Source organism: Promicromonospora panici (assembly GCF_900608595.1).
In the GTDB taxonomy this organism is placed as follows: Bacteria; Actinomycetota; Actinomycetes; order Actinomycetales; family Cellulomonadaceae; genus Promicromonospora; species Promicromonospora panici.
The window spans coordinates 205436-228580 of the sequence record NZ_UWYY01000010.1; the positions used below are offsets into that span (position 1 = coordinate 205436).

The 23145-nt window shown below is 71.3% G+C and carries 21 protein-coding genes and 1 pseudogene; 14 read left to right on the plus strand and 8 right to left on the minus strand.

Features of this window, described 5'->3' with window-relative positions; translation table 11 throughout:
* Window positions 1-21 precede the first annotated feature (21 nt).
* The 6 genes from EW117_RS13725 to EW117_RS13750 all read left to right on the plus strand — a co-directional run bounded on the left by EW117_RS13725 (window position 22) and on the right by EW117_RS13750 (window position 6915).
* Complete coding sequence (locus tag EW117_RS13725; RefSeq protein WP_129787266.1) at window positions 22-789, plus strand: TetR/AcrR family transcriptional regulator; 768 nt, start codon at window positions 22-24, stop codon at window positions 787-789.
* A complete protein-coding gene (locus tag EW117_RS13730; protein WP_165362685.1) occupies window positions 789-2564 on the plus strand; it encodes an ABC transporter ATP-binding protein in 1776 nt (591 codons plus the stop codon). Before EW117_RS13725 ends, EW117_RS13730 begins: the two co-directional genes overlap by 1 nt.
* Window positions 2561-4603, plus strand: coding sequence for an ABC transporter ATP-binding protein (locus EW117_RS13735; protein WP_165362686.1), 2043 nt, complete (start codon window positions 2561-2563; stop codon window positions 4601-4603). The genes EW117_RS13730 and EW117_RS13735 overlap by 4 nt, the downstream gene beginning before the upstream one ends.
* A gap of 191 nt (window positions 4604-4794) precedes the next feature.
* Window positions 4795-5379, plus strand: a complete 585-nt coding sequence (locus EW117_RS13740; protein ID WP_165362687.1) for a hypothetical protein — start codon at window positions 4795-4797, stop codon at window positions 5377-5379.
* Window positions 5379-5609 (plus strand): helix-turn-helix domain-containing protein, encoded by a 231-nt coding sequence (locus tag EW117_RS13745; protein WP_129787268.1) that lies wholly within the window; start codon window positions 5379-5381, stop codon window positions 5607-5609. Before EW117_RS13740 ends, EW117_RS13745 begins: the two co-directional genes overlap by 1 nt.
* A gap of 22 nt (window positions 5610-5631) precedes the next feature.
* On the plus strand, window positions 5632-6915 hold the full coding sequence (locus EW117_RS13750; protein ID WP_207211864.1) for an endo-1,4-beta-xylanase: 1284 nt from the start codon (window positions 5632-5634) through the stop codon (window positions 6913-6915).
* Window positions 6916-7016: 101 nt separating this feature from the next.
* Here the strand turns inward: EW117_RS13750 and EW117_RS13755 are convergent, their stop codons facing one another.
* A complete protein-coding gene (locus EW117_RS13755; RefSeq protein ID WP_129787269.1) occupies window positions 7017-7793 on the minus strand; it encodes an SDR family oxidoreductase in 777 nt (258 codons plus the stop codon).
* Window positions 7794-7894: 101 nt separating this feature from the next.
* On the opposite strand from EW117_RS13755, the gene EW117_RS13760 reads away from it, so the two are divergent.
* Window positions 7895-8728, plus strand: a complete 834-nt coding sequence (locus EW117_RS13760) for a helix-turn-helix transcriptional regulator (protein WP_129787270.1) — start codon at window positions 7895-7897, stop codon at window positions 8726-8728.
* 15 nt (window positions 8729-8743) lie between these two features.
* On the plus strand, window positions 8744-9145 hold the full coding sequence (locus EW117_RS13765) for a YchJ family protein (protein WP_129787271.1): 402 nt from the start codon (window positions 8744-8746) through the stop codon (window positions 9143-9145).
* Between the two features lie 16 nt (window positions 9146-9161).
* Here EW117_RS13765 and EW117_RS13770 read toward each other — a convergent pair whose 3' ends face one another.
* The gene (locus EW117_RS13770) at window positions 9162-10379 is read right to left on the minus strand and encodes an SGNH/GDSL hydrolase family protein (RefSeq protein ID WP_242504282.1); all 1218 of its coding nucleotides are present in this window, start codon (window positions 10377-10379) and stop codon (window positions 9162-9164) included.
* Window positions 10380-10632: 253 nt separating this feature from the next.
* Between EW117_RS13770 and EW117_RS30795 the strand changes: the two are divergent.
* A pseudogene (locus tag EW117_RS30795) lies at window positions 10633-10707 on the plus strand (hypothetical protein); the annotation flags it as partial.
* Between the two features lie 295 nt (window positions 10708-11002).
* On the opposite strand, the gene EW117_RS13775 reads toward EW117_RS30795, so the two are convergent.
* A complete protein-coding gene (locus EW117_RS13775) occupies window positions 11003-11614 on the minus strand; it encodes a response regulator transcription factor (protein WP_129787324.1) in 612 nt (203 codons plus the stop codon).
* Between the two features lie 8 nt (window positions 11615-11622).
* On the minus strand, window positions 11623-12828 hold the full coding sequence (locus EW117_RS13780; protein WP_129787272.1) for a sensor histidine kinase: 1206 nt from the start codon (window positions 12826-12828) through the stop codon (window positions 11623-11625).
* A gap of 185 nt (window positions 12829-13013) precedes the next feature.
* On the opposite strand from EW117_RS13780, the gene EW117_RS29745 reads away from it, so the two are divergent.
* Entirely contained in the window at window positions 13014-13922 is a 909-nt protein-coding gene (locus EW117_RS29745) for a DUF2339 domain-containing protein (RefSeq protein ID WP_207211866.1), read from the plus strand.
* A gap of 76 nt (window positions 13923-13998) precedes the next feature.
* Here EW117_RS29745 and EW117_RS13790 read toward each other — a convergent pair whose 3' ends face one another.
* Window positions 13999-15498, minus strand: a complete 1500-nt coding sequence (locus EW117_RS13790) for an RICIN domain-containing protein (protein ID WP_129787273.1) — start codon at window positions 15496-15498, stop codon at window positions 13999-14001.
* Window positions 15499-15759: 261 nt separating this feature from the next.
* On the opposite strand from EW117_RS13790, the gene EW117_RS13795 reads away from it, so the two are divergent.
* On the plus strand, window positions 15760-18654 hold the full coding sequence (locus EW117_RS13795; protein ID WP_129787274.1) for a hypothetical protein: 2895 nt from the start codon (window positions 15760-15762) through the stop codon (window positions 18652-18654).
* Here EW117_RS13795 and EW117_RS13800 read toward each other — a convergent pair.
* Entirely contained in the window at window positions 18629-19348 is a 720-nt protein-coding gene (locus EW117_RS13800) for a sigma-70 family RNA polymerase sigma factor (protein WP_129787275.1), read from the minus strand. The two genes, EW117_RS13795 and EW117_RS13800, sit on opposite strands and share 26 nt — an antisense overlap.
* Before the next feature lie 222 nt (window positions 19349-19570).
* Here EW117_RS13800 and EW117_RS13805 point away from each other — a divergent pair, with 222 nt between their 5' ends.
* Together EW117_RS13805 and EW117_RS13810 are read left to right on the plus strand one after the other, a co-directional pair.
* Window positions 19571-20653: a DNA polymerase IV gene (locus EW117_RS13805; RefSeq protein ID WP_207211867.1), complete on the plus strand. Its 1083-nt coding sequence runs from the start codon at window positions 19571-19573 to the stop codon at window positions 20651-20653.
* Between the two features lie 67 nt (window positions 20654-20720).
* Window positions 20721-21563 carry a TrmH family RNA methyltransferase gene (locus tag EW117_RS13810; RefSeq protein ID WP_129787276.1) on the plus strand — a complete coding sequence of 281 codons (843 nt, stop codon included), beginning with the start codon at window positions 20721-20723 and terminating at the stop codon, window positions 21561-21563.
* A 147-nt stretch (window positions 21564-21710) separates the two neighbouring features.
* Here EW117_RS13810 and EW117_RS13820 read toward each other — a convergent pair whose 3' ends face one another.
* Together EW117_RS13820 and EW117_RS13825 are read right to left on the minus strand one after the other, a co-directional pair.
* Window positions 21711-22058: an MmcQ/YjbR family DNA-binding protein gene (locus tag EW117_RS13820; protein WP_129787277.1), complete on the minus strand. Its 348-nt coding sequence runs from the start codon at window positions 22056-22058 to the stop codon at window positions 21711-21713.
* Window positions 22055-22441, minus strand: coding sequence for an MmcQ/YjbR family DNA-binding protein (locus tag EW117_RS13825; RefSeq protein WP_129787278.1), 387 nt, complete (start codon window positions 22439-22441; stop codon window positions 22055-22057). The genes EW117_RS13820 and EW117_RS13825 overlap by 4 nt, the downstream gene beginning before the upstream one ends.
* 72 nt (window positions 22442-22513) lie before the next feature.
* On the opposite strand from EW117_RS13825, the gene EW117_RS13830 reads away from it, so the two are divergent.
* Entirely contained in the window at window positions 22514-23068 is a 555-nt protein-coding gene (locus tag EW117_RS13830) for a TetR/AcrR family transcriptional regulator (RefSeq protein ID WP_129787279.1), read from the plus strand.
* Window positions 23069-23145 lie beyond the last annotated feature (77 nt).

Genomic DNA, 23145 nt, shown 5'->3' on the forward strand with positions numbered 1-23145 from the left:
TCACTCATTTAGCGTCGCGGCATGGACAACGTACGACCTCGGGCGCCACGCATGGCGCCGGAGGACCGCAAGGCGGCCATCATCGACTCGGTGCTCCCGCTGGTCGCGGAGCGGGGCAACGACGTCACCTCCCGCGAGCTGGCGCAGGCCGCCGGCGTCGCGGAGGGCACCCTGTTCCGGGCGTTCGGCGACAAGACCGCGCTGGTCGGAGCGGTAGCGGTCGAAGGGCTGCACCGCGCGGCCGGGCCGGAGCAGGCGCTCGCCGAGCTCACCGCCATCGACACCGCCCTGCCGCTCGAACGCCGGCTGGAGCTCGTGATCGAGACAGGCCGCGACCGCACGGCCGAGGCCATGCGGTGGATGTCCGTGCTGCGCCACCTGCAGGCGGCCCTGCCCCCGGTCGACGACGACACCTCGCGCCAGCGGATGACCGCGTTCCGCGACAAGTTCATGGCTCAGCGCTTGAGCCAGCACGAGGCTACCGTCGAGGGCATCACCGCGGTCCTGGCGCCCGACCTCCACCGCCTGCGCGTCCCCGTCGACGTGGCGATCTCGCTCATCGAGTCCGCCATCGCTGGCGCGCACACGCGGTTCGACAACCTGCTGCCGGCGGTCCCCGCCGACGTCCTGGCCGACGCCCTCGTGAACGGGCTCGCCGGCCCCGAGGAAAAGCGTCCCGGCAAAAAGCCTGGCCCTCACCGTCCCGACACTGCAGCCTCCAGTACTGCGGCACCGGGCGTCCCCACCCCTGGTTCTCCAGCCCCCAGCCTCGAAGGGAACTGTTTTTAATGCTTGTCACGCTCGCCCGAAAGTACTTGGGCCCGTACCGCTGGGCGGTGGTGGCGGTGCTCGTCCTGCAGCTGGTGCAGACGCTCGCGGCCCTGTATCTGCCCAGCCTGAACGCGGACATCATCGACGACGGCGTGGTGGTCGGCGACATCGGTCATATCTGGCGGACCGGCGGCTGGATGCTCGTCGTGTCGCTGGGCCAGGTCGTCGCCTCCGTGGTCGCCGTCTACTTCGGCGCGCAGGTCGCCACGGCCTTCGGCCGGGACCTGCGGCGCGACCTGTTCCACACCGTGCAGACCTACTCGGCGCGGGAGATGGCCCAGTTCGGCGCGCCGACCCTGATCACGCGCGGCACCAACGACGTCCAGCAGGTCCAGATGACCGTGCTGATGACGTTCACCATCATGGTGATGGCGCCGATCATGCTGGTCGGCGGCGTGATCCTGGCACTGGCCGAGGACGTCACGATGTCGGGGCTGCTGCTGATCATCGTGCCGGTGCTGGCCGCCACGGCCGGCGTCATCGTGTGGCGCATGGTGCCGCACTTCCGGCGCATGCAGAAGCGCATCGACGCCATCAACAGCGTGCTGCGCGAGCAGATCACCGGTCTGCGCGTGGTCCGCGCGTTCGTGCGGGAGCGCCGCGAGAAGGAGCGCTTCGGCGTCGTGAACGAGGAGCTGTTCGACACCTCGCTGCGCGCCGGCCGCCTCATGGCCCTCACGTTCCCCGTGGTCATGCTCATCATGAACATGGCGTCCGTGCTCGTGCTGTGGTTCGGCGCGCGCGAGATCCAGGCGGGCGACATGCAGATCGGCTCCCTGACGGCGTTCCTCAGCTACATCATGTACATCCTCATGGCCGTGATGATGTCGACGATGATCTTCATGATGATCCCGCGCGCCTCGGTCGCGGCGGAGCGGATCGGGGAGGTCCTGGAGACCGAGTCGTCCGTCGTCGACCCGGAGTCGCCGGTCGCGTTGGTCTCGACCGGCTCGACCACCGGGGCCGACTACGACGGCGTCCCCGCCCCCCGCGGCCGGGTCACCTTCGAGGACGTCGAGTTCCGTTACCCGGGCGCCGAGGCGCCGGTGCTGCACGACCTGACCTTCGCGGCCGAGCCGGGCCAGATCACGGCGATCATCGGCTCGACGGGTTCCGGCAAGTCGACGCTGCTGAACCTGGTGCCGCGCCTGTTCGACGCGACGGGCGGCACGGTGCGTGTCGACGGCATCGACGTGCGCGACGTGACGCAGCGCGACCTCGGCTCGCTCATGGGGCTGGTGCCGCAGAAGGCGTTCCTGTTCACCGGGACCGTCGCGGACAACCTCCGGTACGGCAAGCCCGACGCCTCCGAGGAGGAGATGTGGGCGGCGCTCGAGGTGGCGCAGGCCCGCGACTTCGTCGAGGCCATGCCGGACGGGCTCGAGGCGGTGGTGGCGCAGGGCGGTGCGACGTTCTCCGGCGGGCAGCGGCAGCGGCTGGCGATCGCGCGGGCCGTGATCCGCAAGCCGCGGATCTACCTGTTCGACGACAGCTTCTCCGCCCTCGACTACGCCACCGACTCGCGGCTGAGGGCGGCCCTGCGGCCGCAGACCCGCGACGCGACGGTGATCGTCGTCGCGCAGCGGGTGGCGACCATCCGCGACGCCGAGCAGATCCTGGTGCTCGACCACGGCCGCATCGTCGGCCGGGGCACGCACGCGGAGCTGCTGGCTGACAACCCGACGTACCAGGAGATCGTGACGTCCCAGATGAGCCTGGAGGAGGCGGCGTGAGCGCGGAGGACAAGCCTCAGGGCGAGGCAAAGGGAGCGGACACCAAGGCCGCGCCGTCGGCCCCCGCGGGCGGGCCGCCGCCAGGGCGCGGCCCTGGTGGAGGCGGACCGATGGGTATGGGCATGGGTATGCCGGTGCAGAAGCCCATGGACTTCAAGGGATCGCTGCGCCGGTTCGCGGGCGCGCTGCGGCCCGAGCGGCTGAACGTCGTGGTCCTCATGATTCTCGGCATCGGCTCGGTGGCGCTCACCGTGCTCGGCCCCAAGCTGCTCGGGAACGCGACGAACGTGATCTTCGCGGGCTTCGTGGGGGCGCAGCTTCCCGCGGGCGTGAGCAAGGAGCAGGCCATCGACGGGCTGCGCGCGCAGGGTGAGGACCAGATGGCCGACCTGCTGTCCGGCGTCCCCGGCGTCGTGCCCGGTCAGGGCATCGACTTCACGCTGCTGATGCAGACCCTCGGCTGGGTCGTGGCGGCGTACCTCGGGGCGTTCCTGTTCGGCTGGCTGCAGGCGCGCATCACCACCGGCGTCGTGCAGCGGACCATGCGGAACCTGCGCGACGAGGTGGAGGCCAAGCTGCACCGCATCCCGCTGTCGTACGTGGACGCCAAGCAGCGCGGCGAGATCCTCTCGCGCGTCACCAACGACATCGACAACGTGGCCCAGACGACGACGCAGACCCTCGCGCAGCTCGTCACGGCGGCGCTCACCGTGGTGGGCGTCCTCGGCATGATGTTCTGGATCTCGCCGATCCTGGCACTCGTGGCGCTGGTGACGGTGCCGCTGTCGGTGATCCTGACGGCGCAGATCGCCAAGCGCAGCCAGCCGCAGTTCGTCGAGCAGTGGGCGGCGACAGGGCGCCTGAACGCGCACATCGAGGAGTCGTTCACGGGCCACGCGCTCGTGAAGGTCTACGGGCACCAGGAGGCCACCGCCGAGGTGTTCGCCAAGGAGAACGGCGCGCTGTACTCGTCGAGCTTCAAGGCGCAGTTCATCTCGGGCACCATCCAGCCCGCGATGGGCTTCCTCGCGAACCTGAACTACGTGATCGTCGCGGTGATCGGCGGGCTCCGCGTGGCGTCCGGCACGCTGTCGCTGGGTGACGTGCAGGCGTTCATCCAGTACTCGCGCCAGTTCACGCAGCCGCTCACGCAGGTCGCCTCGATGATGAACCTGCTGCAGTCCGGCGTCGCCTCCGCGGAGCGGGTGTTCGATCTCCTGGACGCGCCCGAGCAGTCGGCCGATCCGGCCGAGTCGCAGAAGGTGGAGCCGGTGCGCGGCCGGGTCGCGTTCGAGGATGTCCAGTTCTCGTACACGCCCGACCAGCCGCTCATCACCGGGCTGAACCTGGTCGCCGAGCCGGGCCAGACCATCGCCATCGTCGGCCCCACGGGCGCCGGCAAGACGACCCTGGTCAACCTCCTCATGCGGTTCTACGAGGTGGACGGCGGGCGCATCACGCTCGACGGCGTCGACACACGCGACATGTCGCGCGACGACCTGCGCTCGTCGATCGGGATGGTGCTGCAGGACACCTGGCTCTTCAAGGGCACCATCGAGGAGAACCTGCGGTACGGCGTGCCCGACGGCGCGGCGGTCGACGAGGACGAGTTCCTCGCCGCCACCCGGGCCACGCACGTGGACCCGTTCGTGCGGACGCTGCCCGACGGGTACGACACCGTCGTGGACGAGGAGGGCTCCAGCGTCAGCGCGGGCGAGAAGCAGCTGCTCACGCTCGCGCGGGCGTTCCTCGCCGACCCGGCGATCCTCGTGCTCGACGAGGCGACGTCGTCCGTGGACACCCGCACCGAGGTGCTGGTGCAGGAGGCCATGAACCGGCTGCGCAAGGACCGGACGTCGTTCGTCATCGCGCACCGCTTGTCCACCATCCGCGACGCCGACGTGATCCTCGTGATGGAGCACGGCGACATCGTGGAGCAGGGTTCGCACGACGACCTGCTCGCGGCCGACGGCGCGTACGCGCGGCTGTACGCGAGCCAGTTCGCGGCGCCGGTCGTGGAGGAGCCGGCGGCGACGTAACGGGCGCCGCTGCCGGCCCGCCACCCCGGTGGTCGAGCCTGTCGAGACGACAGAAATGACCATGCGCCTGCTGCCAGGATCCTCGCCGGACCGGCAGCAGGTGCATGGTCATTTCTGTCGTCCTTGTTGACCGCCCCGCCATATCGTGTTTCGATAGTATCGATAAACGATATGGCAAGGGGGCGGTGACGATGATCGATCGGCTCAACGATCAGCGACGAAACTTCGAGGTGATGGCGCTCGCGGGCGGCCTGGGCGTCCTTGTCGGGCTGGGGCTCATCGTCCGTGACCTGGTGCGGATCCTGCCCAACCGCGACGTCCCGGTCCCGGTCGATCTCGCGAGCACGCCGCACGACGTGCTGCTGGGCGGCACCGCCACGGCCCAGGCGACCGAGGCGGTGATCCGGGTCTCCGATCTCAGTCCGGTGCGGTTCGCGGTCGTGCTGACCGCCGCGCTGCTGCCGACGCTCGTGCTGATGATGGTGGCCGTGTGCTTCGCCGTGCTCGGCACGTCGTTCGGGAGGGGCGACGTCTTCGCCCAGGGGAGCCTGCGGGCGATGAAGGTCACGGCGCTCACGCTCCTGCTGGGCTCCGTGGCGATTCCGGCACTGCAGGTGATGGCCGCGAGGAGCGCCCTGGGGAGCGTCGGTGTCGACGTCGGCCAGAGGATGGAGACCGACTGGGTCCTGTTCGCGGCGGGCGTGATGCTCGGCACCGTCTGGTACGCGTTCCGGCGTGGCGCTCGCCTGCAGCGCGACACTGAGGGCCTCGTCTGATGCCCGTGGAGGACGGCGACGGGCGCGTGCACTGCCGGCTCGACGAGCTGCTCGAGGAGCGCGGCATGACGCTCGCGAGGCTCGCGGAGCTGGTCGGGGTCACGGTGGTGAACCTGTCGGTGCTCAAGAACGATCGGGCCCGCGCGATCCGGTTCTCCACGCTGACGGCGGTCTGCGACGTGCTCCAGTGCGAGGTGGGCGACCTCCTCGTGGTGACTCCGGGGCGATGAGCCCCGCCGCTAGGGTCGGCGCGTGACCTCTCTCTTCACCGCGCCCGACGACGGACGCACACCCGACCCGAGCCTGGCGCACCGGCGCGCCGATGCCACCGTGACCCTGCGCGGACCGGACGGTGCGCCGCTGGCCGGCCACGACGTCGTCGTGCGGCAGACCCGGCACGCGTTCCTGTTCGGCTGCATCGGGTTCGACCTCATGGACCTCGCGAACGACACCTCGCAGGACCCGGAGTACGACGGCCGGCTCGCCGCCGCGTGGTTCGACGTCTTCAACCAGACCACGCTCCCGTTCTACTGGGGTACGTTCGAGCCCGAGCGCGGGGCGCCGCGGACCGAGCCGCTGCTCGGCGCGGCGCGCTGGTTCGCCGAGCGCGGCGTCGTCGTCAAGGGGCACCCGCTCGTGTGGCACACGGTGCAGCCAGGCTGGCTCCTCGGGCTGCCCGACGCCGAGGTGGAGCGGCTGCAGCGGGAGCGTATCCGGCGCGACGTCGCGGCGTTCCGCGGCGTCATCAACACGTGGGACGCGATCAACGAGGTGGTGATCATGCCCGTGTTCACCGCCGAGGAGAACGCCATCACGCCCCTGGCGCGGGTCAAGGGCCGGGTCGAGATGATCCGGATGGCGTTCGAGGAGGCCCGCGCGGAGAACCCGGCCGCGACGCTGCTGCTCAACGACTTCGACATGTCGACGGCGTACGAGTGCCTCATCGAGGCGGTGCTGGAGGCTGGGATCCCCATCGACCGGCTCGGCCTGCAGAGCCACATGCACCAGGGCTACTGGGGTGAGGAGAAGACCCTCGCGATCCTGGACCGGTTCTCGCGCTACAACATCCCGATCCACTTCACGGAGACGACGCTGCTGTCGGGCGACGTGATGCCGGGCCACGTCGTGGACCTCAACGACTGGCAGGTCGAGTCGTGGCCGTCCACGCCGGAGGGCGAGGAGCGGCAGGCGGACGAGGTCGAGCGGCACTACCGGACACTGCTGTCCCACCCGAGCGTGGAGGCCATGACGTACTGGGGCCTGTCCGACCGGGGTATGTGGCTGGGCGCCCCGGGCGGTCTGCTGCGGGCCGACGGGTCGCGCAAGCCGGCGTCCGACCGGCTGCGCGGGCTGGTCAAGGACGAGTGGTGGCTGCCGCCCACCACGCTGTGCGCCGACGCCGAGGGCCGGGTGCGGTTCTCTGGCTTCCTGGGCGACTACCGCCTGGAGCCGGCCGGCGGCGGAGGCGGCGCCGCGAAGATCACGCTGGACGGTCCGGGCGCCACATCCCTGACCACCACCCTCCCGCCGAGGTAGGACTCTGGCGAGGTAGGGCTCTGGCGAGGTAGGACCGCAGTGGCGCTGCAGTTCTACCTTGCCCTGGTTCTACCTCGCCAGAGCCCTACCTCGCCCTGGTCCTACCTCGCGGGGACGGGGGTTGCCGCGATCGGGTCGGTCGCGTTGAGGATCGCCAGTACCTGGTCGTAGTCGCCCCGGACCTCGGCGTAGCGCAGGAACTTGACCCGCTCGACCTGGATCTCGTGCGCGTCCGGCTGGGATTCCAGGAGCGCCATGGCCTCGTCGGCGTACTCGTCGAGCGGCATCGCGTGCGGGTCCGTGTCGTGGCCCGGCATGAGCTCGGTCTGCACGGACGGCGGCACCAGCTCGAGGACGGACACGCTCGTGCCCGCGAACTGCAGCCGGATGGTCTCGGACAGCCTGTGGACGGCGGCCTTGGTCGCGTTGTACGTCGGCGTGACGCGCAGCGGGACGTGTGCGAGGCCCGAGGCCACCGTGACGATCGTCGCGCCCGGCAGGGACTGCAGGTGCTCGGTGAACGCGGCGATCAGGCGGATCGGGCCGAGCACGTTCGTGATGACGGTCTCCTCGGCGTCCTGCAGGAAGCCGGGGGAGCGCCAGTCCTCGGCACGCATGATCCCGGCCATCGGGACCAGCACGTTCACCTCGGGGAACCGCTGGATCACCTCGGCGGACGCTGCCGTGATCGAGTCCGGATCCATGGTGTCGATCCGCACGGTCGCGAAGCCGTGCTCGGCGGCCAGGGCGTCCAGCGCGGCGGCGCTGCGCCCGCCGATGATCACCGTGTTGCCCTTGGCCTGCAGGCGGGTGGCGAGGGCGAGTCCGATGCCGCGCGTCCCGCCCGGGATGAAGATGGTGTTACCGGTGATGTTCATGGTTCCACCGTGCAGCGCCCGCGCCGACGGCGGGAGAGACCCGGTGAACCAGGGATCGCCGATCCCTGGCTCCGGTCGCGGGTGCGGCGCACGATAGGCACATGAACCGTGCAGCCCTCGCCGACTTCCTCCGCCGACGCCGCGAAGCCCTGCGCCCGGCCGACGTCGGTCTGGTGCCCGGGCCGCGCCGTCGGGCAACCGGGCTGCGCCGCGAGGAGGTCGCGGCCCTCACCGGGATGTCCGTGGACTACTACGCGCGGCTGGAGCAGCAGCGCGGGCCGCAGCCGTCGGAGCAGATGCTCGCCGCGCTGGCCCGCGCCCTGCGGCTGACCGCCGAGGAGCGCGACTACGTCTTCCGGCTCGCTGGCCACGGCGTGCCCCGGCGCCTGCCGCTCGAGTCCCACGTGGCGCCACCCCTGCTACGCGTGCTGGACCGGCTCGAGGACTCGCCGGCCCTGATCCTGTCCGGCCTGGGCGAGACGCTCGTGCAGAACCGGCTCGCCGAGGCGGTCTTCGGCGAGCCGGTGACGACCGGCCTGGCCCGCGCCTCCGCCTACCGGTGGTTCATGGACCCGGAGTCCCGGAACGTGTACGCGCCCGAGCACCACGACCGGCAGGGCCGCAGCCAGGTCTCCTCCCTGCGCGCGGCGCACGCCGCCGCGGGCCCGGGCTCGCTCGCCGACGAGGTGCTGCAGGCTCTGCTGCGGGAGAGCGACGAATTCGTCCGCGTCTGGGAGCTGCACGAGGTGGCGCGCCGGTTCGAGGACCACAAGACGCTGTTGCACCCCGAGCTCGGCCGGATCGACGTCGACTGCCAGGCGCTGTTCACCGAGGACCAGTCGCAGGCGCTCCTGGTGCTGACGCCGGCGCCGGGCACCGAGGCAGAGGAGAAGATCCGCCTGCTGGCAGTGCTGGGGCACGAGACGTTCGCGTAGTGCGAGGATCGTCGGGTGCATGACGACGACCGCTGCCCCTGTCTGTCCGGCGACACCTACGGCGCCTGCTGCGGGCGCTACCATTCCGGCGCCGCTACGGCTCCGACCGCCGAGGCGCTGATGCGCTCGCGGTACTCCGCGTTCGCGGTGGGGGACGACGCCTATGTGCTGGCCACCTGGGCGCCGCAGACCCGGCCCGACACCGCCGGGCTGGGTGACGAGCAGTGGCGCCGCCTGGACATCCACCACACGGAGCGGGGCGGCCCGTTCGACACTACCGGCGTCGTCGAGTTCACCGCCTTCTACCGCTACCCGGCTACCGGCGAGCGGGGCAGCCTGCACGAGACCAGCCGGTTCGTCCGCGAGGACGGGCGCTGGTACTACGTCGACGGCGACCGGGAGGCCCGCGGCCGTTAGGCCGCGGGCCTCTCCGCTACCAGTCCAGCCCGAGGCCGTTGACGAACGTGCTGAACCGGTCGGCGACGATCTGGTGGTCGCGGGTGGAGTAGTGCCAGTCGCAGCCGAGGAAGTCCAGGCCGGTGTTGTCGAGGAACCAGTACCGGACCCGGCTGTCGCCCGCGCCGGTACGCTCCTGCACCACCTGCTGGACGTCGTCCGCGAAGGAGCCGGCGCCGACAGCCACGATGGTCGTGCTGGAGCCGTACCGGGTCCGCAGCTTCTGCACGAAGTCGCCGTAGGCGGTGCGGTAGTCGGCGGCGAGGCTCTCCGGGGAAGCCCACGGCTCGCCGGGGTTGAGGGCGGTCGAGAAGTCGTTGGTGCCGAGGTAGACCACGACGAGCTGCGGCCGCCAGGTACCGGGATCCCAGACGTCGCCGGTCACGTTCAGCAGCGCCCGGTCGTAGTAGGTGCGATAGCTGGTGCCCGGCTCGCCGCCGTTGTAGTTGCGCACCATGCCTCTGCCGGAGAACGCGTTGACCTGATAGTCGGCGGACAGGTCGCGGGCGGTCAAGGCGCCATAGCTGAGGTCGGTGTTCGTGGTGCGGCTGACCTGATCGCCGGGGCACTCCCGGGTGGTGGACGTGTTGCCGTAGCCGACGGTCAACGAGTCGCCGATGAACTCGATCTGCCGGGTGCGGCCCGCTGGCTTGCCGAGGATCGCGCCTCCCGGGGCGGCGACGAACCCGCCGAACTCGCTCGTGCTCCACGGGCTCTCGTTACGCTTGACGAGGCGTACGGTGTGCTCGGCGTCGCTGAGGCCGTTGACCCACCGGGTGGTCCGACCGGGCGTCACGAGGGTGGCGACGGTCGCGCCGTCGATCTGGACGGTGTAGTCGGCAGCCGAGTCGTTCAGCACGATGCCCACCCCGGTGCCCCGGAACCGGCCCTCGAAGTAGACGCCGGGCCAGCTGTACTGGACGGTGTCGCCACTGACCTTGACGCGGCCAGCCGTGTGCACCTGGGACAGCACGTCGCGGGCGCCGGCACCGGGCTTGATGAATTGCGGCTGCTGGTTGGTACCGCTGGATGTGCTGATGGCGGCGGCGTGGGCGTCGTCGACGACCGGGACCGTGGTGAGAGTGACGGCGAGGGCGATCAACGCCCCGGCGACAGCACGCCACCTCTGCGCGAACCGCACTCTCATTCGTCTCGCGGTGGTGCGCTCGTTGTCTTCTGCGGGCAGAGCTCTCATGGTGGCTCCCTGGCATTGGCGGGCGTCTTTGACCTGCCCGCCGAATCCTGCACCGAAGCCTCGCATCGGTCAAGCGCTTCGATGATCCTTCGAGGCCGTCACGTCGCCTGAATGGTGACAGACGATCGAAGATCGTCGAAGCGCTTGACCGCCGGTGGGCCGCCGTGCAGGATTCGGCGCCCAGGTCAACGACGCCCGCCACCTGCCAGGAGGCGAGGCCGAGGCCGCCACGATCGACCCGGCCGCCTCCTACGTGCTGGTCTCCCGGCACAGCGGTAAGGCGATCGATGTCAATGGCGGGTCGACGTCGGACGGTGCGGCCGTCGTTCAGTGGACTCGCTCCGACAGCGCGAAACAGCAGTTCCAGTTCGTCGACACCGGTGGAGGCCTACTTCCAGTTCCGTGCCCGCCACAGCGGCAAGGTGATCGCCGGTGCCCGGGTCACCCTCACGTTCCACTTCTGGAGCGGCGCCCGCGCCACGTACTACGTCACCTAGAACGGAACCACGGTCACCGGTTCGACCAGCTGACCGCCGGCTGAGGCGGCCCGCCTTGGTTGTGAGCGGGATCGTTGCGACTGTGCGCCCGTTTTAGGCGCAACGATCCCGCCCACAACCAAGGGTCTAGATCCAGCCTTCCTCCCAGGCCTTGTGGGCCGCCGCGTGGCGGGTCGCGACCCCGAGCTTCGCCATCGCAGACGACAGGTAGTTGCGCACCGTCCCGGGCGCGAGGTGCACGGCGGCCGCGATGTCGGAGACGGGGGAGCCGGTGCGCGCCTCCCGGAGGACCTCCAGCTCGCGGTCCGTGAGCGGGCAGTCGTTCTCCGTGAGGGCCGACGCCGCGATCTCCGGGTCCACGTACCGGTGCCCGACGGCGACGTCGCGCACTATCTGCGCGAGCCGCGCCGCCGGCGTCGACTTGGGCACGAACCCGCTCACCCCCGCGGCGAGGGCCCGGCGCAGGACGGCGGGGCGGGCGTGCCGCGTGACGAGGATGATCCGGGGCGGCGTGCCGTCGGCCCGGGCCAGGATCTGCCCGGCGGCATGCAGCCCGTCGGTGGGCGGCATCTCCAGGTCGAGCACGGCGACGTCGGGCCGGTGCTGGTCGGCGAGCCGCACGGCGTCCGTGGTGGTGGCGGCCTCGGCGACGATCCGCAGGTCGTCCTCGAGGTCGAGGAGGGAGGAGAGCGCGCCGCGCAGCAGCTCCTCGTCGTCGGCGAGCAACAGGCGGATCATGCGGTCGCTCATCCGGTCACCGTCGCGGTGACCACGAACCGGTCGTCGGTACTGACCCATGACAGGTGCCCGCCGACGGCGTCGAGCCGCTCGGCGAGGGACACGAGGCCCGTGCCGTCCCCGGCCCCGGCCGCACCCGCATCGGAGGTCGCGCCGGCGTCGGGCCGCGCGCCGTCGTTGTCGATCACGAGGCGGGCGCCGGCGTCGTCGGGCGTCAGGACGATTGCGGCGCGCGTGGCGCGGCTGTGCCGCAGCAGGTTGGTGGTGGCCTCGCGCACGACCAGGCCGAGGAGGCTGCGCGGGCCCTGGGGGAGGGACGCCGCGAGGTCGGCATCGACGTCGGCCCGGACCGCCACCCCCGCGGCGGTCAGGACCTTGGACGCGTTGGCGATCTCCGCGTCCAGGGTGGTGCGCCGGTAGCCCTGGACGAGGGCCCGGGTCTCGCGCAGCGCGTCCCCGGCGAGCTGCTGCACCTCGCGCATCTGCTCGGCGGCCCGGGCGGGGTCGGCCTCCGCGAGCCGCGCCGCAAGCTCGCTCTTCAGGGCGATCACCTGGAGGTGATGCCCCTGGATGTCGTGCAGGTCGGCGGCGAACCGGAGGCGCTCGTCCGCCACGGCGAGCTCGCCGGCGAGGCGCCGGGCGTGGTCGAGGCGGGCCGCGACCTGCCAGCCGCGGAGCATGCCCAGCATCGCCGGGCCGAACGCGACGACCATCAGGGCGGGCATCCACGCGGCGTGGCCCAGGTGCGGCTCGTCCATGCCCAGCGCCGTGACCAGGCCGATCGCCGGCAGCACGGCGAGCGCGATGCCGAGGACCGGCCAGGCCCGGCGCGCGGGCAGGAACATGACCAGCACCGAGATCGTGGCTGCGGGCGCGATCGACCAGATCCCGAACTCGCCGAGGGCGAGCGGCACCGCGGCGGCGACCGCCGTGGCGCAGCCGGCGGTCACGAGCCAGCCGGCGGACGGCGCCTGGTCCCGGACGCGCTGCCCCAGCAGGACGGCGCAGGCCACGATGGTCGCCGCCGTCGACAGTCCCGTCAGGGCGCGGAGACCGCCGTGGACGTCCGGGTCGAGCACCCAGTCGCCGACGGCGAAGCCCAGCACGCACGCCACGGTCCCCGCGAGGCCCCACCAGATGTTGCGGCGGAAGCTCGCGAGGCCGCTGCCGTCGTCCACGGCGGCGTCGTCCACGACGGCCCGGGCGGTACTCATGACGCCATCCTGCCAGCGCCGTCGCTGGTCCGGGGCGCGGCGCGGGGCTTGATGACATCTGTCATACGGGCTCGTGACATGTGCTCGCGCTCAGGTGCGGTCAGGCACTACTGGCCGCGGTCGCCGTCGGACAGCGTGGAGACCAGCGCGGCGAGGGACGCCGCCCGGACTGCGAGGAGACGACGATGACGGAGACGATGGCTCGGGTGACGGCGGCACGGACGCACGTGGCGCACACGACCGAGCACGACATGGTGCACGGGGTCGGCCACGGCACCAAGCCCGTGACGCGGGGGCGGAGGGTCGGCAGGTTCCTCGCGCACCTGGCCGAGATGGTCGTGGTCATGATGCTCGGCATGATGCTGCTGGCACCGGCGCGGGACTGGGCGGGCGCGGTCCTCGGGATCGAGGCCGTGCTGGCCCGGCCCGACGCCGGCGCGGTGGTGATGGTCCTGGACATGGTGGCCGCGATGACGGTGTGGATGCGGGTCCGGCGGCACGGCTGGGCGCCGATCTGGGAGATGAACGCGGCGATGGCGGCGCCGTTCGCGGTGTTGCTCGTGCTGTTCTGGCTCGGCGCCGCCTCGGCGGGCGACATGATGCTCTGGGGGCACGTGCTGATGGTTCCGGCGATGGCGGGAGCGATGCTCCTGCGGCCGGCCGAGTACACGGAGCACGCCCACGGGTTCGACCTGGCCTGGCTGGGGCGCCGGTGGCCCGTGCTGGTCGGCCTGGTGCTGCTCGCCGGCACGATCGCGGGCGGTGGGGCCGACCTGCCGGCCTGGCTGATCCTGGCGATGGCCCTGGTGTATCCGGTGGTGGGGCTCGTCCGCCGCACCATCCGCGGCCGGTCGATGGTGCTGCTCCAGGTGGCGGGGCTCGCAGTGTTCGCCGGCATCAGCCTGCTGGCCACCGTCCTGGTGGGGCAGGACACCGGGGCCTACGTGCTCGCGGCGGGCCTCGTGGGGCACGGAATCTGGGACGTGTTCCACCACCGGGCGAACGCGGTGGTGTGGCGCTGGTACGCCGAGACGTGCATCGTCTACGACCTGCTGCTGGCAGCAGCGGTGCTGGTGACGACGGTGGGCTCCTGATCCCCGGGCCCCGGCGACGTGTCAGACGTACAGGTCACTCTGGTGACCTGTACGTCTGAGACGTCGGTGGGGCTGGTTAGAGCGTCCAGCGCTGGTTGGCGCCCCCGTTGCACGGGTACTGCTTCAGCCGGGTGCCGTCCGCCGTCGACGAGGCCGGCACGTCGAGGCACTTGCCCGAGTGGCGCGCCACGATCTCGACGTAACCGCCGCTCACGCTGCGCAGCTGCCACTGCTGGTTGGTGCCGCTGCCGCAGGTGTACTGGATGATCGCCGCGCCGTCGGCCGTCGAGGCGTTGTTGACGTCCAGGCACTTGCCGGAGTGCTGCGCGACGAGGTTGTGATAGCCGTTGCCGAGGTCCTGGAGGGCCCACTGCTGGTTGGCCCCGGTGCCGCAGGTGTACTGGGACACCTCGGCCGCGTTCGCCGTCGAGGCGCTGACGACGTCGGCGCACTTGCCGGAGCTCTGGTTCACGATGTTGGTGACCGTGGCGCCGCCGCTGCCGTTGCCCGCGTTGGGGTCGACGTTGTCGCCCCAGGCCCAGCGCAGCCGGTTCGCGCCGGAAACGCTGCGGATGGCGAGCGAGAGGTTGGTTCCGCTGCCGCTCTTGATGTACATCGAGTAGCCGTCGTACCCGATGTTGCCGGTCTTGCCGCCGATCCCCGGCCAGTAGGTGCCGCCCATCCCCGTGTCGCGCATGACCTGCGTGACGGCGCGGATGTGGCGCACGAAGTTGTTGGTGCTGTTGGGGTCGCCGTAGTTCAGGCCCTCGTTCATCGCGCCGCCGAACTCCGTGACGACGGCACGCGAGGCGCAATTCCCGAGGCGGGTGCTGATGTGGCTGCGCCAGCCGTCGTAGGTGTTCTCGCCGTAGAAGAACGCGTAGTGGTGGAAGGACAGCAGTGTCCCGTTGAAGCGGCTGTCGTTGCACACGTCCCGCAGGTCCTGGCTGTAGCCGGTGCCGCCGATCAGGGTCCGGGCCGGAACCGCCGAGTAGTGGTAGCTGAGCCAGTTCGCGGCGACGTCGCGCCACTCCGCCGAGCTGTAGCCGTGCGGCTCGTTCATGGGCTCGAAGTAGACGAGGTTGTTCGACCCGTACTGGCTGGTCACGGTGGACCACATCGTGTTGAAGGCGGCCATGTTGGTGATCCGGCCGCCGGACGCCGCGCCGTCCTCCCAGTAGGCCAGGATGACCTTGAACCCGCGCGCCGTCGCGGCGTCGATCGCGCCGCGGTAGTTGTTCCACCAGGCGGTGCCGACGGTGTGCGTGTTGATCGGCAGGCGCACGGTGTTGACGCCGAGGGTGTCCGCCATGTCGTCGTACACGGCGTTGGCCTTGGCCTGCACGGTGGCGTAGCTGTCGGAGCTGCTCAGGCCGTCGAGGACGAGCGGCCCGGTGCTGAAGTTGTCGCCCAGCACCGCCCAGTTCATGCCGCGGAACTGGCTGGTGGCGGCGGTGGCCGGGGCGGCGAGGGACACGGCGGTGATCGGTAGCAGGACCAGGGCGGCCAGCATGCTGACCACGATCCGGCGGAGCGGCTGGCGGGTGGGCGGAGCGGAGCGATGACTTGCGTTCATGGTGTCGACCTATCTCGTGCGTCGTTGCACGTAGCGGGACCTGAACTGCGGACGATGGCGACATCAGACTATTAACGTCAACATCGGCGCAATTCTGGCGTTCTGCCCGCGTGGGGTCAAGGGTGTGAGCGCCCATCGCTGTGGGCGTGATCGTTTCCAAAAACAGTCAGGTGGTCGCAACGATCGCGCCCACAACGAATGGGTTGGACCCGCGCGTGGCGGGGTGCGCAGGGACGCCCGCTGGCCCTACTTTTGTGCGCTATGGAAAGCGCGCCGTCCGGCACACCGACCAGCCCACAGCGACCCGGCCCGCCGCAGGCCGGACCGGAGCCCACAGTCCTCGAGCTGCGGATCCACGGCATCGCGAACGAGCTGCCGTACGGCGCGCTCGACCTGCCACGCGGTGAGGTGACCCAGTCCGACGGCGACGGCCTGGGCAGCTTCTGGATCCCGACGCCGGCCGCCGAGGCACGGGACAAGGCCCTCCCGCCGGGGCACGTCCACGCGATCCGGCCCGACGTGCGCCGCGAGGCCTACTCGTGGGGCGCGATGGCGCGGCTCGGCGGCATCCCGTTCGGCGGTCTGCTGGGCGTGGTGGGCAAGCTCGCGGTGCGTCTCCTGTGGGCGGCGATGGTCCCGTTCGGCCTGGTGAACGCCGCGTACTGGGCACGCCGGATCCCCGAGCCCGACCCCGGCGCGCACGGGGCGCCCGGCCGCTCGGGCAGCCTGCGCCCCGAGGCGACCGCCGCGCTGACCCGGGTGTTCGCGCTCGGGCTGACGCTCCTGTTCGTCTCGGCCGTGGCCACGGTCTCGCTGTCCGTGCTCGGCACCCGCTGCATGGGCCTGGCGACGACGGGGGCCGACTCCGTGGTCCCCGTCTGCGCGCGCCTCCCCACGATGCTGTACGGGCTGGCCCGGATGGATGTCGGCGACCGTCTGGCGCTGCTGTCGCTCGCGCCGGTGCTGCTGGTCGCGGTGCTGGTGGCGGTAGCGCACAGCGGCCAGGTCCGGTTCGAGTCGAAGTTCTCGGTGATGCGCGCCGGAGGCACGGTGCCGCCGTCGGGCCCGCCGCTGTTCCGGGCCGGCTTCTGGACGCAGCGCTCGGGCTCGGGCCTGCTGTGGGCACACCTCGGCGCGGGGCTCGCGCTGACGGGACAGTTCCTCACCTGGACCCGGTACGCCGACGCCGGCCTGCCGATGCCGGGACTGCCCCTCGTGGGCTTAGCGGTGATCCTCGGGGCGTGCGCGTTCGTCGCCCTGCGCACGGACGACGACGGCGTCCAGGCCCGCACCTCCCGCTGGAAGGGCAGGGCCGGTCTCGGCGTGTTCGCGGCCGGGCTGATCGTCTGGCTCGTGGCCTTCATCGCCTGTGTCGCGGGGCCGCAGCCGAAGGCCCTGCCCGCCCTGATCGGCCTGGACCTCGTGCCCGCGCTGCTCGGCGTCGGCCTGTTCGGCATCGCGGCGACCGGTCTGGCCTGGCGCACCGCGCGGAGCACCGAGGCCGTCGCCGCCTGGACCGTCGTACCGGTGGTCGCCACCGCCTGCGTGGCGGTGGTGCTGGTGACCGAGCCGGGCGCACCGCTGCGCTACCTGCTGGTCGCCGTCGCGGTGCTCGCCGTCCTGAGCCCGGTCGCGGTGGTGCTCGCGGCGATCCTGCTGCGGCGTCGTGCCCACGAGGGCTGGAACGGTGCGGGACCGGGCGTGTTCCTGCTGGTGGCGGCGGCGTCGGCTGCCGTGTACTCGAGCCTGCTCGTGCTCGGCGTGCAGTGGTTCCTGCGGGAGGGCGAGCATGCGGCGCCGGAACCCCTCGGGGACGGCCTGGTCGGCATCCCCCGCGGCGTGGCCGACGCCGAGCTCGTGCGGGTGCCGCCCATCTACACCGAGTTCGGGACGGCGTCCGTGGTGATCGCGCTGACGTTCCTGGCACTGGTGGCCGTGGCGCTGGCCGGGCCCTACGTCATGGACGCGGTCCGCTCCCGGGCGCTGTGGATCCCGCGCGCGCCGCGCACCTTCGGGCCGCCGTACGGCCCGGCCGTGCCCGCCTGGCGCGCGGTGGCGGACGCCCCGGACCCCGACGGCGGCCCGAACCCCGTGCTGGAGCGCGTGCTGCGCGGCCGGCAGGTCGCGGCGATGTCGCACCGGGCCGAGCTCGCCGCGGGCGCCCTGGCCGCGGCCGCCTACGCGGCTGCCCTGGTGGCCCACATCCCGCTGATCGCCCAGCACGACGACACCGGCACCTTCCAGGTGCCCACGTGGCTGTCCGGGCTGGCGGTGCCGGCCCTCGGGGTGCTCGCGACGACCCTGGTGGTGAGCGCCATGGCGGCCGGCGCACCCGGCGGCCCGGCGCGCCCGTGGGGCCTGCTGTGGGACCTCCTGTGCTTCCTGCCCCGCAGCGCCCACCCGTTCGGCCCGCCGAGCTACGCCGAGCGGGCGGTGCCCGAGGTGCGCTCCCGCGTCGACGCCTGGCTCACCGGCGCTGACATCGCCGACGACGCCGAGCGCGAGCGGGTGGCCCCCGCACGGCGCGTGGTGCTGTCCGCGCACTCGATGGGCGGAGTGCTGGCGGCGGCGGTGATCCTTATCCGGGCGGGCAACCCGCTGCCCGACACCACGGACGGTCGCGTCGGCCTCCTGACCTACGGCGTGCAGCTGCGCCCGTTCTTCGGACGGTTCTTCCCGGACCTCCTCGGCCCGACGACGACCGGCACGCCGCCGTGCACCGGTCCGGCCTGGTCGGCTGACCCGTGGGGCGGCCAGGTGCGGGGTACTGCAGCGACGTCCGCGCGGGAGGCTGGTGGTTCCGGGCCCGGGGCTGCCCCGACGGCGCCATTGACGCCGGAGCGCCCCGAGCCCGGCTCGGGGGAACAGGTCACGCTGATGTCACTGGTGACCCGCGGTGCGAAGCCCGCGTGGGTGAACCTGTGGCGGCGCACCGACTTCCTGGGCTTCCCGGTGGTGGGTTACGGCTTGAACGAGATCGATCGCGGTGCGGAGGAGATGGACCGTGCGGCCTATCTCTTCGCCGTGGCGGCCCACGCGGGGTACCAGTCGTCGTGGGCGTACCACGCGGCGCTGGACGAGGTGGTCGCTCGGCTGACGCCGGCTGGGCCGTCGGGTGCCCAGCCGGCGGTCACGCGGCGAGGGGAGCCGGGCTGACGACGTCGCGCAGCCGGGCCAGCGCGCTCTCGAGGATCTGAGCCACTCGCTCCTTGGTCACGCCGAGGCGGCGGCCGATCTCGTCGAGGGTGCGCGTGGTGCCGTCCAGGAGCCCGAAGCGCATCTCCAGGACGCGGGCCTCCACGGCGTCGAGGTGCCGCAGGGCCTGCCGGACGCGGCGGCGCAGCATGGTCTGCTCGGGGGTGGGGCCGTTCTGGCCCGCCTGCTCGGCGTGCTCGGCGGCGGCGACCGCGCGGACGATGGAGCGGCGCACCCAGCGGTGGGCGTAGGCCGCGAACGTGCCGTGCGCGGGGTCGTACGAGTCGGCGGCGCGTACCAGGCCGACGTTGCCCTCCTGCACGAGGTCCATGAACGGCAGCCGGCCGGAGTAGGAGCTCGCGACCGCCGGTACGAGGCGGAGGTGGGCGAGGACAAGACGCTCCTTTGCGTATTGCCCGTCCTTGACCCGCGCTTCGAGCTGTACGCGGAAGCTGGGAGAGACCGCGGTGGAGTCGAGGGTGCGTGCGGCGTCCGCGCCGGCGACCGCCCGCTCGAGGAGAGACTCGAGCTGCGCCTCGTCCAGCGACGGGGTGCGCTCGATCATTGCCGCGTAGGACTGGGGCAACGCCGGATGCGGGGCGGGTTCCTTGCTGCGTCGCGCGCGGGCCGACCGGGGATTTCGGGTAGTTCTCATCACAACTCTCCTCACGAGCGGGACGAACTTTCCTTGCCCCGGAGAATATGGAGTCTTGGTGCCCTGAGGGAAGGGGGAGGGATTTCGCTCTCAGAGATAACGGGACGATAACGGCGTCCCAGTGCGGCTCGGCGCGGAACCCGGGTTCCAGACGCCGGCAGCCACCTGCGATGTCGCGCCGACCACATGACAGATCGGGCTCGTCCCCGGGAGACTCGTGCCATGGCTCCGCGCGCCTTCCCCTGGGTGTTGCACGTCGACCTCGACCAGTTCCTGGTCGCGGTCGAGCTGCTGCGGCGCCCGGAGCTCGCCGGAAAGCCGGTGATCGTGGGCGGTCGCGGCGACCCGAGCGAGCGGACGGTGGTCTCGACCGCGTCGTACGAGGCGCGGGAGTTCGGCGTCGGGTCGGGCATGCCACTGCGCATCGCGGCCCGCAAGGTCCCGGACGCGATCATCCTGCCCGTCGACCACGAGGCCTACCTCGAGGCCTCCGGCCACGTGATGGACACCCTCCGCGGGCTCGGCATGGTCGTGGAGGTGCTCGGCTGGGACGAGGCGTTCCTGGGCTGCGACGCCGACGACCCGGAGGCGGTCGCCCGTCGCGTGCAGGAGACGGTGCACGCCGCCACGGAGCTGCACTGCTCGGTCGGCATCGGCGACAACAAGATCCGCGCGAAGATCGCCACCGGGTTCGGCAAGCCCGCCGGCGTCTACCGCCTCACCGAGGAGAACTGGTTCGCGGTGATGGGGGAGCGGCCCACGATCGACCTCTGGGGTGTCGGCGCCAAGGTGTCCAAACGCCTCGCCGCGCATGGCATCAGCACCGTCGCGGACCTCGCAGCGGCCGACGGCGACGTGCTGGTCGGCGAGTTCGGGCCACGCATGGGCGCCTGGTACGGCGACCTGGGCCGCGGCAGCGGCTCCGCCGTCGTCGACGACGCGCCCTGGGTGGCGCGCGGGCACAGCCGCGAGACCACCTACCAGCAGAACCTCACCACGCCCGACCAGGTGGAGGCGGCGCTGCGGGACCTGGTCACGCAGGTGCACGCTGACACCGAGGCGGAGGACCGGCCGGTCTTCCGGATGGGCCTCAAGGTGCGCTACGCGCCCTTCTTCACCCAGAGCTACTCGAAGAAGCTCCCGGCGCCGACGCGGTCGCTCGACGAGCTGACCAGCGCCGTCCTCGCCCTCGCGGCGGGCATGGAGTCGGGCCGAGAGGTGCGCCTGCTCGGCGTACGCGCCGAGATGGTCATGCCCGACGGCGGTGACCCCGTCGAGCGCACGCCCGTCCGGGGGCGGATCTGACGGGCGGATCCGACAAGCCCGGCAGCGGCTCACCGGACCGGTCAGACAGGTCAGGGAGAATGTCGGGGTGACCACCCTCGACGTCGTCCGCGTGGACGACCCCGCCGACGAGCGCCTTGCCGACTACAACAGCCTCACGGACGTCGTGCTGCGCTCCAAGCACGAGCCGGCCAAAGGTCTCTACATCGCCGAGAGCTCGACGGTGATCCGGCGGGCGCTCGCCGCGGGGCACCGGCCGCGGTCGTTCCTCATGGCACCCAAGTGGCTGGACTCGATGACCGACCTGATCGCCGAGACCGGTGCGCCCGTCTACGTCGCCGAGGAGCCGCTGCTCAAGGAGATCACCGGCTTCAACCTGCACCGCGGCGCCATGGCGGCGATGCACCGGCCGCCGCTGCCCGGCGTGCACGAGCTGCTCACCGGCGCTCGCGGGGGAGCGGGGGCCCGCCGGGTCGTCATCTTCGAGGACATCGTCGACCACACGAACGTCGGTGCTGGGATGCGTGCGTGCGCGGCCCTCGGGGTGGATGCCGTGCTGTTCACCCCGAGCTGCGCGGATCCGCTGTATCGACGGGCTGTCAGGGTCTCGATGGGGACCGTCTTCCAGATCCCGTGGACGCGGATCGACCCCTGGCCGGCCGGTATCCAGACCTTGCACGAGCACGGCTTCAAGGTCGCAGCGCTCGCGCTGGAGGATGACTCGATCACGCTGGACGAGCTGGTGGACGACCCGCCGGAGAAGCTCGCGCTGGTTCTCGGGACGGAGGGCGATGGTCTGAAGCCCCGCACGATCGCGGAGTGCGACATGACTGTCCGGATTCCGATGTCCGGTGGAGTGGACTCGCTCAACGTGGCATCGGCCGTGGCGGTCGCTGCGTGGGCCACGCGGGTGCCGGCCAGCGACAGCTGAACGGCGACGTTCTACGTGGCGGGGGGCGACCTCCTGGTGCCCCAGATCGTACGGACCGACTTCGTCCCGCCCGACCCCGCCGACACCACGATCTTGGACGCCGCCGCCCTCATGCTCAGCCGCTGTCGCACCGGTCCTGAACCCGCGCTACGGCAGGTGGTCGGCGACGAGTTCGTAGGACCCGTGCACCAGGTCCTCGACGAGGCGCTTGGTGATCCCACGCCCGGGTCCGACGGAGACCCAGTGCCGCTTGTCGAAGTATCGGCCCACGGTGATCGTCTCGTGGCCGTGACGCAGCGCTTCGCCGTGGTCGGGGTCTACTTTCACCGTGATGATCTGCGCGTCGGGATCGTCGTCGGTGACGACGAGGAAGACCTTGTCGCCGACTTTCCAGACGTCCAGGTGTGGCGTGAACGGGCGCCCGTGGCTGACGCCGGCAAGCGAGCCGGCGGTGTCGCGCGCCGTCTGCTGGAGCTGCTCTCCTGACAGGCTCATTGGTCTCCCCTTCCGAAGATGGCGGGGTCGACGGGCCGTCTCGCCCGGGGGAGCTTCTCCACGACGAGCAGGTAGGACTCGGTGACGAGGTCTTCCACGAGGTCTTTCTGCATGGAACCGCCGGGGTGCAGCGTGATCCAGTGCTTCTTGTTCATGTGGTAGCCCGGCGTGATGTCGTCGTGAGCCTCGCGGAGTGCCCTCGCGTCCTGCGGGTCGGCCTTGAGGATCACGACCGGTTCGCCGGTCACCTCGGTCATCAGCATGAAGACCCTGTCCCGGACCTTGTAGACTTCCCAGTCCGGTCCGAACGGGTGCTCCAACCCGGAGCCCGGCAGCTCATCGGCACGCTCACGCGCGTACTTCTGCACGGTCTCGTCCTGCATCGGTTCTCCTCGGGTTCGCGTTCATCCGGCAAGTGCGTACCATGGTACGCACTTGGACCGTGAGGAGGACGGGTGCGCAAGGGAAAGCCGAACGATCCGCTACGGAGGGAACGCATCCTGAGTGCGGCGCTGGAGGTCATCGGGACGCAGGGTGTGCACGCGACCTCCTATCGCGGTGTCGCGGCACGAGCGGGTGTGCCGCTCGGCTCGATGACGTACTACTTCCCGGACCTCGAGACCCTGATCGTGAGTGCGTTCGAGACGCTCGGGGATGAGCTGGAACCGAGGTACACGGCCCCGCTGCGCGCCGCGCGTGACACCGCCGAAGCGGTCGAGGTGCTGGTGGCCGCCACCTGCGGTGCGACCAGCCCGAGCCGCGAGGACATCAGGCTGTACACGGAGATCTACCACTACGGGGCTCGCAGCCCTCGGGTCGCCGGGCTCCTGCGGGACTTCCAGGAGGCGGCACTCGTCGTCCTGCGCGAGCAGTTTCCGGACGGCGCGGCCCGGGCCGTCGACGCGCTCATGTGGGGCTGGTGGACCTACCGCTCCTTCCATGACACACCCCTGGACGAGGACGTGGTCCGCCGTGCGTACCGGTCCATCGTCGACGAGTTCGCCAGCTGACGACCCCCACCGCCGCCGGGTGACCTGTCGATCTCAACCCCGACGTGAGCCCCTCACGCCGCGCCCGCGGCCACCAC